The sequence below is a fragment of the Pseudomonas thivervalensis genome, from assembly GCF_001269655.1.
Classification (GTDB): domain Bacteria; phylum Pseudomonadota; class Gammaproteobacteria; order Pseudomonadales; family Pseudomonadaceae; genus Aquipseudomonas; species Aquipseudomonas thivervalensis.
Window position 1 is genome coordinate 430,213 of the sequence record NZ_LHVE01000001.1, and the last position, 12,318, is coordinate 442,530.

10 protein-coding genes are annotated in these 12,318 nt (G+C 60.5%); 9 read left to right on the top strand and 1 reads right to left on the bottom strand.

The genetic code is table 11. The features are described from left to right. Window positions 1–295 precede the first annotated feature (295 nt). Genes AD659_RS01805 through AD659_RS01815 form a run of 3 tightly spaced genes read left to right on the top strand, consistent with a single transcriptional unit; the run spans window position 296 to window position 4,225 of the window. A complete protein-coding gene (locus tag AD659_RS01805; RefSeq protein WP_053117811.1) occupies window positions 296–2,044 on the top strand; it encodes a carbamoyltransferase family protein in 1,749 nt (582 codons plus the stop codon). Then, window positions 2,037–2,942, top strand: a complete 906-nt coding sequence (locus AD659_RS01810) for a glycosyltransferase family 2 protein (RefSeq protein ID WP_053117813.1) — start codon at window positions 2,037–2,039, stop codon at window positions 2,940–2,942. The genes AD659_RS01805 and AD659_RS01810 overlap by 8 nt, the downstream gene beginning before the upstream one ends. Further along, window positions 2,939–4,225 carry a glycosyltransferase family protein gene (locus AD659_RS01815; RefSeq protein WP_231987635.1) on the top strand — a complete coding sequence of 429 codons (1,287 nt, stop codon included), beginning with the start codon at window positions 2,939–2,941 and terminating at the stop codon, window positions 4,223–4,225. The genes AD659_RS01810 and AD659_RS01815 overlap by 4 nt, the downstream gene beginning before the upstream one ends. Before the next feature lie 8 nt (window positions 4,226–4,233). Here the strand turns inward: AD659_RS01815 and AD659_RS01820 are convergent, their stop codons facing one another. Next, window positions 4,234–4,866 (bottom strand): BUD32 family EKC/KEOPS complex subunit, encoded by a 633-nt coding sequence (locus tag AD659_RS01820; protein WP_053117817.1) that lies wholly within the window; start codon window positions 4,864–4,866, stop codon window positions 4,234–4,236. A gap of 150 nt (window positions 4,867–5,016) precedes the next feature. Between AD659_RS01820 and AD659_RS01825 the strand changes: the two genes are divergently transcribed. The 6 genes from AD659_RS01825 to cysC all read left to right on the top strand — a co-directional run bounded on the left by AD659_RS01825 (window position 5,017) and on the right by cysC (window position 12,295). Beyond that, window positions 5,017–6,123, top strand: coding sequence for a capsular polysaccharide export protein, LipB/KpsS family (locus AD659_RS01825; RefSeq protein ID WP_053117819.1), 1,107 nt, complete (start codon window positions 5,017–5,019; stop codon window positions 6,121–6,123). Next, entirely contained in the window at window positions 6,124–7,320 is a 1,197-nt protein-coding gene (locus AD659_RS01830) for an O-antigen ligase family protein (protein WP_053117821.1), read from the top strand. Between the two features lie 133 nt (window positions 7,321–7,453). Then, window positions 7,454–9,244: a lipid A export permease/ATP-binding protein MsbA gene (gene msbA, locus AD659_RS01835; protein ID WP_053117824.1), complete on the top strand. Its 1,791-nt coding sequence runs from the start codon at window positions 7,454–7,456 to the stop codon at window positions 9,242–9,244. Beyond that, window positions 9,244–10,140 (top strand): GNAT family N-acetyltransferase, encoded by an 897-nt coding sequence (locus AD659_RS01840; protein ID WP_053118179.1) that lies wholly within the window; start codon window positions 9,244–9,246, stop codon window positions 10,138–10,140. The genes msbA and AD659_RS01840 overlap by 1 nt, the downstream gene beginning before the upstream one ends. A 37-nt stretch (window positions 10,141–10,177) precedes the next feature. Further along, entirely contained in the window at window positions 10,178–11,611 is a 1,434-nt protein-coding gene (locus AD659_RS01845) for a PIG-L deacetylase family protein (RefSeq protein WP_053117826.1), read from the top strand. A 96-nt stretch (window positions 11,612–11,707) separates the two neighbouring features. After that, entirely contained in the window at window positions 11,708–12,295 is a 588-nt protein-coding gene (gene cysC, locus AD659_RS01850; protein WP_053117828.1) for an adenylyl-sulfate kinase, read from the top strand. Window positions 12,296–12,318 lie beyond the last annotated feature (23 nt).

Below are 12,318 nucleotides of genomic sequence, written 5' to 3' on the forward strand. Positions count from 1 at the left end.
CCGCTGGGCTGCGCCTGTAGGAGCTGTCGAGCGAAGCGAGGCTGCGATCTTTTCCCAGGCACTTGAGTCTCAAGCGAAAGATCAAAAGATCGCAGGCTTCGCCAGCTCCTACAGCGCCAAGCGGGAGCAAGCTCCCTCGCCACGGACCGTGTAAACCCTACGACTCACCGCTAGAGGCTTAAGATCGCTTTTAAGCTATAATCCCGCCCTTTAGCTGCCCCGCACCCCTGGCGCGCGGCACATCCATTTTTCGCGGCGCTTGTCGCCCGTATGCAGACTTAAGAGGCTAGACCCTGTGGCATTGACGATTCTTGGCCTGTCCGGCGCCCTTAGCCATGATCCTTCCGCCGCGCTGTACATTGACGGCAAGCTGATCGCGGCGGCCGAGGAAGAGCGCTTCGTACGCGATAAACATGCAAAGAACCGCATGCCCTACGAGTCGGCGAAGTTCTGCCTGGAGCAGGCCGGCATCAAGCCGTCCGACGTCGATGTGGTGGCGATTCCGTTCGCCCCGATCAGCCTGTTCGGCGAAGCGCGCTGGCACTACGCCAAGCGTTACTGGTACGCCCCGGATCGCGCCCTCGACGCGATCCTGATGGGCAACCGTCGCTACAAGCGTTATCGCCGCAAGATCGTCTGGTGCCTGGAGCAACTGGGCTTCGATCCGAAAAAGATCAAGATCGAGCCGGTCGAGCACCACTTGGCCCACGCTTCCAGTGCCTATCACTGCTCGGGCTTCCAGGAAAAAACCGCGATCCTGGGCATCGACGGCAAAGGTGAATACGCCACGACCTTCTTCGGCTATGGCGAAAACGGCAAGATCCACAAGATCAAGGAATTCTTCGACCCGGACTCCCTGGGTGGCCTGTACGGCGCGATCACCGAGTTCCTCGGTTTTGAAATGCTCGACGGCGAATTCAAGGTCATGGGCATGGCGCCCTATGGCGATGCCAGCAAGTACGATTTCTCGCGCCTGGCCTCGTTCGAAAACGGCGAGCTGGTGATCAACACCGACTACGCCAACGTGATCGGCCTGCGCCGCTATAAAGAGAAGGGAAAGGGCTTCTACTTCTCGCCGAAGCTGATCGAATGGCTCGGCCCGAAACGTGAAGGCGATATCGCCGACGAGCCATACATTCACTACGCGGCGAGCATGCAAGCGCTGTTCGAGAAGCTCGCGCTGCAAATGATCGACCACTACCTGGGCGACGTGCTCAAGGAAACCGGCAAGCTGGCCTTCGCCGGTGGCTGCGCGTTGAACGTCAAGCTGAACCAGAAAATCATCGCCCGTGACGACGTCAAGGAGCTGTTCGTGCAACCGGCTTCCGGCGACGCCGGTACGGCGGTGGGTGCGGCGGCGTATGTGTCCCACGCCCGTGGCGTGCCGGTGGAGAAGATGGAACACGTCTACCTCGGCCCGGCCTACAGCAACGAAGACGTGATCGCCGCGTGCGCCCGTCATCCGAGCAAGCCTGCGTGGCGCAAGATCGACAACACCCCCGAGCGCATCGCCAGGATCATGGTCGACGGCAACCCGGTGGCCTGGTTCCAGGGCCGCATGGAGTTTGGTCCGCGCGCCTTGGGCGGTCGTTCGATCATCGGCTGCCCAAGCGCCAGTGGCGTGGCCGATCGCATCAACGAACAAATCAAGTTCCGCGAGCGCTGGAGGCCTTTCTGCCCGTCGATGCTCGACACCGTTGCACCGCAGATGATCAAGGTCGATCACCCGGCACCGTTCATGACCTTCACCTTCGAAGTGGCCGAAGAATGGAAAGCCCGCGTGCCGGAAGTCGTCCATGAAGACGGCACTTCCCGGGCCCAGGTGCTCAAGCGCGAATACAACCCGCGCTACTACGACATGATGAAGGCCCTGGAAGTCCTGACCGGCAACGGCGTGTCGCTGAACACCTCGCTCAACCGGCGTGGCGAACCGATGATCTGCTCGCCGACCGACGCGTTGAACATGTTCTTCGGTTCGGACCTGCAGTACCTGATCATGGAAGACATCCTGGTGGTCAAAGACGGCGTGGATGCTTATGACTGAGGTGCTGGTCAGTGTTGTCATCCCGGCCTACAACTACGCCGAGACCTTGCCTCGTGCGGTGAAGTCGGTCATCGCGCAGTTGGGCGAAGCCCAGGCCGAGTTGTTGGTGATCGACGATGGTTCCACCGATGCGACGCCGCAGGTCCTGGAGCAATTGCAGGCCGAACATGCCGGGTGCTTCCGAGCCCTGCGCAAGCCCAACGGGGGCTTGTCGTCGGTACGCAACCGCGGAATCGAGGAGGCTCGGGGGCAATTCCTGATCTTCCTCGATGCCGATGATGAGATGGCGCCCGGTGCCCTGGCCGCGGTCACCCAACATATAGCCAGTCATCCTGAGACTCGCCTGGTCATCGGTGGCCATTGGTCCGTGTTTCCTGATGGACGGCGCGTCCAGCATGACGTAAAGCCACTTCCGGCCACGCCGCGTGAACGTGTTCGGGGTTATCTGCTGGACAAGACGGTGACGCTGTCCAACGGCGCCTGTGCAATGCATCGCGAAGTGTTCGGGCCGGGCAACTACCCGGAGCACCTGCGTAACGTCGAGGATATTCCGGTGTTTGCCCAGGTGTTGGCGCGCTTTCCGTGCACCGTGCTTGAACAGCCTTTGGCGCTGATCTACAAGCATGGCGACAGCATGCGACATGACCTCAGGCAGAGTCTGGCGGCGGGCGTGGGCATGGTGGACGAAGTGTTCTCCCCTGCACGCATGCCGCAGCAATTGCAGGACCTGCGCCAAGCCTTCATGGCCCAGCGCTGCCTGTCGTTGTTCCGCGATTGCTACAGTGCCGGCGACTATGTCAATGCCAAGGCTTTTTATGCCCAGGCCGTTCGCACCGACTTTCGTTCCATCACGCGCTGGTCCTACACGCGCAAGGCCATCCGGTTGCTATTCAAGTGAGCGCCTCGGGGTCTGACGACGGTGTGTTCCAGGCCGGCGGAAGCTGGGCCCGAAAGGCACGTGAACTGGACCGCTATCGTTGGAAAGTGCTGCGCGAACGTCACGGTCGCCTTGGCAGCCTGTTGCGGCTGGTTCGCGATGTGCTAGTGGATGTCGCGATTGGCTTGCGCGCCAAGGCATGCTTGCAGCGTTCCGCGGACGCGGCACCTTGCGAAGTGCTGCTGTTGCATTCGGCGCCGAAGTCCATGGCACTGCGGCGCAAGAACATTTTGATCGATGCCTTGCGCAAGCGCGGCCATCAACTGACGGAGGCCGCGCTCCGCTCGCCCGCCGATGCGTGCGCTCAGCGCATGCTCATGGCGCCGCCACAGTCCGTACCGTTGCGTTATCTGGTCTATGCCGCCCACGCTCAATGGCTGGTGGCGACCTATCAGCCAAAATTATTGATCAACGAACGCAATGGCAGCCTCCACGCGCCGTTCCTGCGTCTGGCGTTGGCTGCGCGTGGAGCCCGGTTGCTGCACCTGGCTCATGCCACGACGTTGGAGTCGTCCCGCCGGCTGGGGATGAACGACTACGATTATTACGGGGTCTTCGGGCGCAGTTCGCTGGAAGCCTTGCAAGAGCGGCCACTGCGGTTCGGTGAGTCGACAGTGGTACTGGTCGGCTCCTACCTCGCCGACGAAACCTATGACCTGCCCGTCGCCGATCCAGGCATCAAGACGTTGTTGGTCTTGGGGGTAGGGCCTGATCGAGAAAAAGAGTCCGGTTACGAGGACACCTATCGGCTGCTGCGTGACTGGGCCGGGCGCAACCCGGATTATCGCCTGCTGTTCAAGCGCCATCCGCGCAGCAAGGCGCGATTCTGGAGCGATGCGGCGACGCGATTCGCCAACATCGAGTTGTTGGCTATCGACTGTTCGCTGGCACAGGCGCTCGCCCAGGCCAGCGTGGTCGTCAACATCATGTCCAATGCCGGCATCGAGGCGGGGCTGGCGGGGCGGCCGGTAATACACGTGAATGCCGGCAGCGATGTGGATATCTTTTCCCACGCCTTGTTCTTCGGGCCGCAAGTGCGCGACGAGCAGGCTTTTTCCCAGCAGTTGCAAGCGCTTGAGCGCGATTACCTGGATTGCGTGGCCAGGGTCCGCAGCTTCGCCGATTATCACCTGGTGTACGGCTCCAGGGGGTTGGCGAAAACCGTCGAGCTGGTCGATGACTTGCTGCGCGGCAGAGACCCTGAGCAGGATTTCGAGGTGTTCAGGCTGTCTGCCGCTGGCTGACTGGCGATTCAGGTATCGAGCGCGAGCCTCAGCTCCCGTTCGTTGCATGTTTGCTGATGGCTGAGGTAGTGCTCCAGGAACCGATTGTCCTTGAGCAACCATTCGCGGTCCTGGCGATAGCGCAACATGTGTTTGAAGTTGCGCAGGCGCAGCCCTTTGCGCAGTGGCCTGCCATAGGCCCTCAGGTCGGCGACATCGATCAACCCCAGCGTGTTTTCAGGTGTCAGCACCACGTTGCCCAGGTGCGCGGAGCGAAAATAGATGCCGTTTTGATGCAGGTGGGCGATGAACTCGCCGAGCCGTGCCCGAAGTTCATCCGGGGCATCCCCGTCCAGCAATTGCCGGAGGGTGCGGCCGGGCAGCGGGTCGTAATGGACGGCATCACGCTCGATGGCGGGAATGCGATAGACCTGGCGAATTCGCGGGCATTCGATGCCGCGCTCCTGCAACGTCTGGCAGTTGTCGGCAAAACGCCTGGCATATGGCGACCAGAGCGCGGAAGTCAGCAAGCGTTTGCGGCGAAACAACTTGAGCATCGAGCCATCGGCCAGGCGCAGCACTTTATCACCTTGGCGATCGGCTTCGAGGACATCGGCACCTTCGCGCAGGTCGAGGTAAACAGTATGGTCGAGCGTTTGCATCAAGGCTCCAAGGCTTGGCCCGATGGGGGCAGCCAAGTATGGTAGCGCAGTGTGCGGGCGGCAAAAACCGCTGTGGTATAGTCGCGTCAATTTTTCCAAGGCTCACGCTCTGTTTACGGGCCTGCCTGGGGCCGTCTCTCTGGATATTCCATGACAAAAACGCTGTTCATATCCTTGGCCAAGCACCAAGGCCTGTATTTCAACCGCTTGCTTAATGAAACCGAGCTGCAGGGCAAAGTCGTTTCTCCTCAACAGATGCCTTGGCCAAGGTTTCTACGGATCTCCAAGGTCGTTTCTCGCATCGATTGGCCGGGCCTGATTGAAGAAAAATGCGAAGAGCGTCGGGTCAAGAATAAAAACAACGGCGCGCTGTACCGCCTGTTGCTACGCCTCGAACTCCTTTGGATGGCGCTGCGCGCCCAGGCCTTGCTTGACCGGGAGCGCCCCGATGCGTTGGCGTTCTGGAACGGCTCCCACCGCTACTGCCGGTTGCTGGCGGCATTGGCGCCGAGCGGTTGCAAGACGTTCTTTTTCGAGAACGGCCTGTTGCCCGACACCACCACCGTGGACCCGCGCGGCGTGAATTATCTGAACGCGGTTCCGCGCGATGCCAGTTTCTACCTCGATTACCCGCACCCGGTGCCGGAAAGCGAGGCTGCGCCGGTGCTGATTCCTCGTGCGCCACGCAGCGCTGGCCCGGCGCCGATCGTGCTGCCGACGCAATTCGTCTTCATTCCGTTCCAGGATGATCGTGACAGCCAGGTCCGTTTGTTTTCCCCTTGGATCAGGAATATGCGCGACATGTTTGCCTTGGGCGAGCGACTCGCCGAGGAGACGGGCATGACGGTGGTGTTCAAGGAGCACCCGTCCAGCCGTGAGACGTACCCCGAACTGCATGAGCGCACCCACCAACGCCTGCTCTTCGCCAACGGCAATGCCACGCAGCAATTGATCGAGGCCAGTCAGTTCGTGATCACGATCAATTCGACCGTGGGGCTGGAAAGCCTGCTGCTGGGCAAGCCCGTGCTTACCCTGGGCCAGGCCTTTTTCAATGTGGAAGGACTGGTGATGCATGCCGATAATGCCGACCAGGTCATGGCGCTGGCCCATGCATTCCCGCAATGGCCGCTCGATGAGCGCTTGAGGCGCAATTTCCTTCATTACCTTTCCGAGAGCTACTGCATCAAGGGCAGTTGGAAAAATGCCGATCGGGCTCAATTGCAACGAGTCGCCAATCGGCTTTTGAGCAGAACCTGAATGTTGAACAGTATAAAAAGACTGATCGACCAGGATGTCCTGGTGGCATGGGCATCCATTGGATTTCTGGTTTTTCTATGTGGTGCTTGGGTACTGCCGGAAAACAAGCTGTATCACCAGATGTTGATTTTCCTGCTGTGGCTGCCTGCCTTGCTGGCGCTGTTCCGTCGCGATTTTCGGTTGTTGTTCAAGCAGCCGGAGTGCGTGCTTTACGCATTATTCGTGGCCTGGACGTTATTGGTGCTTTGGGTTGAGGGAGGAGAGAACGTCCTTGGCAAGGTCAAGGTGACGATCTATGTGGCGCTGACGCTGTCCGGCATATTGCTGGCGGCACAGAACCGCAAATGGCGGTTCGAGTCGATGTTGCTGTATGCATCGATCGTGGGCGGTTTTTTTGCTTTGGCCTCCTGGGTCTATTTTTACCAGTTCGCCGCCCAGCCTTTCAGTGCGCGACTGCTTGCCATTGGTTTGTGGGACACCGCCATTCCCGCCGCGCACGCGGTAGGAGCCCTTGCGATCATCGGCACATTCATGTTGCAGACCAAACGTTCCAGCCCTTGGGTGATGATGCTTCTGATCATTCCTGCCGTGGGATACACGGTATTTTTGGGCTTCAACCAGACACGCGGTGTGTGGATCGGCCTGCTGGCCGGTTTGTTGATGGCGGGCGTGGCGAGACCGTCGCGACTGACCGCAGCCTTGATCGCTCTGGTGATTGCCGGGATAGCGTTCATCGCTGTATTGACCCCTGAAGTCTTCCTACAACGTGGTGTGTCCTACCGTCCAGAGCTATGGAGCGCTGGTACTCGCTTGATGCTGGAACACTGGGCGATGGGGCTGGGTTTCCATGATTACCTCATTCCCATTCCCGAAATCGGGCAGTCATTCAAGCATCCCCATAACCTTTTCCTGGATATCGGTGTACGTCTCGGTGTTCCTGGCCTGATGTTGTATGGCGTGCTTTGGCTGGCTGCGGGCTGGCGTGGTTGGGTTTCGCGTGCGCAACCGCTGGGCCAGGTGCTGCTGATACTGTGGGTTTTCTCCGGCGTGTCATTACTGACAGATGGCATTGGCCTATGGCTCAAGCCCAACGCGGACTGGCTGATTACTTGGCTGCCCATTGCGTTGAGCATAGTATTGGCTGCTCGCGGTAACCCTGAAATCAGGAATTCCAATGGGAGCGTTCCTGTCTCCTGACCCTGCGGTCGTGCCGTGAGGAGTCCTCCTGACGGTACTCCCACTCCTTCGTCCTGGCTGGACCAATGTTGCAATTGGTTCGCTGTTACAATCCGCAGCTTGTCTGTCTTTTCAAACGTGCGAGGCGCACCGAATGGCCAATTCCGACCAGCAATCGAGCATGAAGATTTACGTGCGATTGCTAAAATACGTACTCCCGTATTGGGGCGCTTTCGCCGTCAGTATCGTTGGCTTCGTGTTGTTCGCATCCAGCCAGCCGATGCTGGCGGACATGCTCAAGCATTTTCTCGACGCGCTGCAAAAGCCCAATGACACCCGATTCATGGGGGTGTCGCTGGTACTGGGGGTTCCGCTGCTGATCGTGCTGATTGCGGTCTACCAGGGTATCGGTTCATTCCTGGGCAACTACTACTTGGCCAAGGTCGCTCGGGGCGTGGTCCATGACTTGCGTTGCGCGTTGTTCGACAACCTGCTGACCTTGCCCAACCGTTATTTCGACAACCATAACTCCGGACACCTGATTTCCCGCATTACCTACAACGTGACCATGGTCACCGGTGCCGCCACCGATGCCATCAAGGTTGTCATCCGGGAGGGGTTGTCCGTTGTGTTCCTGTTCGGCTATCTGCTCTACAGCAACTGGAAAATGACCTTGGTGTTGCTGGCGATCCTGCCGGTCATTGCCTTGCTGGTGAGCAGCGCGAGCAAGAAATTCCGCAAGCAAAGCAAGAAAATCCAAGTGGCGATGGGCGATGTGACCCATGTGGCGTCGGAAACCATCCAGGGTTACCGCGTGGTGCGCAGCTTCGGTGGCGAAAGCTATGAGATCGAGCGGTTCCACAAGGCCAGCGCCGATAACATGAACCGCAGCCTGGGCATGACGCGCACCCAGTCGATCTACACGCCGATGCTGCAGTTGGTGATCTACATCGGCATGGCCGTGTTGATGTACCTGGTGCTTTACCTGCGTGGCGATGCCTCGGCAGGGGAGCTGGTTGCCTATATCACCGCTGCCGGCTTGCTACCCAAGCCTATCCGCCAGTTGTCGGAAGTCAGTGCCACGATCCAGAAAGGGCTGGCCGCGGCGGAGAGCATTTTCGAGCAACTCGACGAAGAGCCTGAAGTCGATACGGGGACCCAGGAAATGGCCCGGGTCAATGGTCGCCTGGAAGTGCGCAACCTGAGTTTCCAATACCCGGGCACGGAAAAACTCGTGCTCGACGATATCTCCTTTACCGCCGAAGAGGGCCAGATGATCGCTCTGGTAGGACGCTCGGGCAGCGGCAAGTCGACCCTTGCCAACCTCATCCCGCGTTTCTATCACCACGACAAGGGTCAAATCCTGCTCGACGGCGTGGATGTCGAGCAGTACCGGCTGAACAACCTGCGTCGTCACATTGCCTTGGTGAACCAGCACGTCACGTTGTTCAACGACAGCGTGACCAACAACATTGCCTATGGCGATCTCGCCGGTGCGCCGTTCGAAGATGTACGCAGGGCAGCCGAAGATGCCTACGCCGCCGAGTTCATCGAGCAGATGCCGCAAGGCTACGACACCCTGGTCGGCGAGAACGGCGTGCTGCTTTCTGGTGGTCAGCGCCAGCGCCTGGCGATTGCCAGGGCGTTGCTCAAGAACGCTCCGCTGTTGATCCTCGATGAGGCGACGTCGGCCCTGGACACGGAGTCCGAGCGTCATATCCAGGCCGCCCTGGACCAGGTGATGAAAGGACGCACCACGCTCGTCATTGCCCACCGGTTGTCGACGATCGAAAAAGCCGACCTGATCCTGCTGATGGACAAGGGTCGTATCGTCGAGCGAGGCACCCACGCCGAGCTGTTGGCGCTGAATGGCTTCTACGCGCGCTTGCATGAAAAGGATTTCGTCGAGGGTGCCGACGAGGCGGCGAAGGAGTCCTTCGTTTGATTCTGAGTTACTGGCGGGCTTGGCGGGAAAACGGTTGGACCCCCATAGACGCTGCGACTTATGCCCAAGCCTGGCATCAGTTCGGCGGCAGCGTGGCGACACACCCTGATGTGGTCGAACGCCTGGCCGGGCTGGTGGGCATTCCGGTGCGCTACCTTGGGTGGCTCGTTGACGGCCAACTGTGCGCCGCCATGCCCACCTGGGGCCGGCATGTGGCGCTATCGAAGGATGTGCTCAAGCGTGAAGGCAAGCGGGGCATGCTCGACCTGGGCAATGCCGAGGTCATCCTGCCCATCAGCCAAGGCACCCAGGTTCGCCTGCGGCACCGCATGCGGTATGTGTCCGAACTCAATGCGCCGCACGTCATTGGCCTCGTCGAGCAACCTGAAGGCCTGGCGCTGGCACGCGAGCCCGAGGACTACAGCAAGAAGTTCCGCTACAACCAGCGCCGCGAACAGCGGCTGCTGGAAGACGCGGGCGGCAGTATCCGACCCATGCTCGAACTGACCCCTGGCGAACAGGCCGCGGTGTATGCCGACCTGTTCCAGCGTCGCTGGAATTTCGAAGTCCCGGGCAAGACGCATCTGGCCGAGGTGTTCAGCCTGATGCGCGAATTCATGACCGGGTCGCTGATTTATCTGAATGACGAACCGGTGGCGATCCAGATTCTGTATCGGGTCGAGGCGCCCGACTGGTTCAGCCTGGAATATATCAATGGCGGGGTTGATCCGCAGAGCCGCGACTTCAGTCCGGGCAGCGTGCTCAGCTTCGTCAACACCCAGGCGCAATGGGAGCTGGCCCGTGCGGCGGGCAAGCCGCTGCGCTACTCGTTCGGCCGCGCCGATCGCGAATACAAGGATCGCTGGTGCAACCGGGTTCCGGTCTATCAGGTCTGAGTGAGGACACGCCGCCCATGAACGAGGGAACAGAACCGTGAGCGCACGCAAGCAGCAACTGCTCAAACGCCATCGCCAACGCAAGCGCCTGATACTCGCGGGTGCGCTGCTGGCCGCACTGGTGCTCGGTTTTACGGTTTCGTGGTGGTCGTTGCCGGCATTTCTCCTGCTGGGCTGGGTCGCCCACGAAGCATGGTTCTCCGACCATCTGTTCTATACCCCGGGCGACGATTATCGCTATGACTTCCCGCCAGGTACGCCGCGATTTTCCGCCAGCTTGATTGGCGGGAAACTGCAAGTCACGGGTGAGTTCGATGCCCGCCAGACGCTGATCTTGCAGGTGCGGATAAAAAGTCATTGGCTGGGACGCTTCCTCGACCCCCACGTCTGGATTGGTGATGATCGTCAGGATCTTGAACGGGGCGTCTGCGGCGAGCGTTTTCTCAATCTGTCCGGGCAAGGACCGGCACTGACGGACGGGACCCTGGCATTGCGCGGGCGTTTTTGCGGCATTGCCCCACAGGCTACGTTGCATGTGCTGAGCAATCCGGATTTCGGCCAGCAGCGCCTGCTCATCGTCGCCCCCCATGCCGATGACGCCGAACTGGCGGCCTTCGGGCTGTACAGCCGTGCCAGCGATGTGTCCATCGTTACGCTGACCCAGGGGGAAATCGAGGCCGAGCGCTATCGCGACATGGGCCTGGCCCCCGCTGAAGCCGCTCGTCTCAAGGGGCGCCTGCGCAGTTGGGACAGCCTGGCTGTGCCGTTATGGGGGGGCGTGGCGCAACAGCGATGCGTGCAGCTGGGTTATTACTGCCTGCAGTTGGATGCCATGGCGAAGGCGCCGGACCAGGGCTTCGGCTCGCGGGAGTCGGGCGAGAGCGATATTCGCAAGGTCCGACGGTTCAATGCCTTGAGCCTGCCGGGTGACGGGGATGGTTTGCCCACGTGGCGCAACCTGGTGGCCGACCTGGCACGTTTGCTCGAACATTGCCGGCCCGAGGTGGTGTTGACGCCACATCCCGAACTGGACCCGCACAGCGATCATGTCGCCAGCACCCGAGCGCTGATGGAGGCGATCGAGCTCAGTTCCTGGCGGCCGCAGGCATTGTTGCTCTATGCCAATCACCTGCATGACAACGACCGCTGGCCGATGGGGCCGGCAGGCCATGGCATTGCGCTGCCGCCGGCCATCGAACCCTTGCCGGCCGATGGGTTGTGGAGCCCGTCGCTGGATGCTTCCACCCGCATGGACAAGGCCATGGCCCTGGGCATGCAACATGACTTGCAGGGTCGTCCTCCGTTCAAGCGACGTTTGCGCCGCACCCTCCAGCGCCTGCTGGCCGGGCGTCGCTGGCCTCGTACCGGAGAGGATGAGTTCTTCCGCAAGGCGGTTCGTCGGCATGAGCTTTTCTGGGTTCGGCACTTGGACACCTCGCCGCAGGATGATCGCCAGGCTGGCCGCCCCTGATTCGTTGACGTGCCCGCGCCAGCCTGTGCTTTACTTCTGAGCTACCGGCAGCGCATGGGAGATGCTTGATTCATGGAGAGGATGTCAAAGGTATCGATGCATCAACAGAACTCGCTTCACACGTCGACGGTTTCCCCCCAGGCCAGGGCCGCGATCAAATTCCAACAACCGCTATGCATCTGGCTGACCGGGCTTTCCGGGGCGGGGAAGTCGACACTGGCCAATGCGCTGGAAGTGCGGCTGCACGAGCAGGGGCTTCACACCTGTCTGCTTGACGGCGACAACCTGCGCCGGGGGTTGTGCAGTGACCTGGGCATGACGCCTGAAGCACGCAATGAGAACATCCGACGCATTGCCGAGGTAGCGCGGCTGATGGTCGACGCAGGGCTGATTGTCATCGTTGCGGCCATTTCACCGTTTCGATCCGACCGTGAGGCGGCGCGCAAGTTGTTTCCCGAGGGCCGCTTCCTGGAAGTCTATGTCAGCACGTCCTTCGAGGTCTGTGCCCAGCGGGATCCAAAGGGGCTTTATCGGGAAGCGCGTGCCGGCCGGTTGAAAAATTTCACTGGCGTCGACAGTCCGTACGAAGCTCCCCTGGCCCCCGAGGGCAATATCGACACGGGCGAGCTGGTGCTGAGCGAGGCCTGCGAGCGATTGTGGGCATTGGTACAGCGCTTCCCCTGAAAGCGGCTATCGCGTCCGGTTAC

Coding starts and splice junctions, on each gene's coding strand:
- AD659_RS01830 (WP_053117821.1), top strand. CDS start 6,124: ATGTTGAACAGTATAAAAAGACTGATCGACCAGGATGTCCTGGTGGCA.
- AD659_RS01810 (WP_053117813.1), top strand. CDS start 2,037: ATGACTGAGGTGCTGGTCAGTGTTGTCATCCCGGCCTACAACTACGCC.
- AD659_RS01820 (WP_053117817.1), bottom strand. CDS start 4,866: ATGCAAACGCTCGACCATACTGTTTACCTCGACCTGCGCGAAGGTGCC.
- AD659_RS01825 (WP_053117819.1), top strand. CDS start 5,017: ATGACAAAAACGCTGTTCATATCCTTGGCCAAGCACCAAGGCCTGTAT.
- cysC (WP_053117828.1), top strand. CDS start 11,708: ATGCATCAACAGAACTCGCTTCACACGTCGACGGTTTCCCCCCAGGCC.
- msbA (WP_053117824.1), top strand. CDS start 7,454: ATGGCCAATTCCGACCAGCAATCGAGCATGAAGATTTACGTGCGATTG.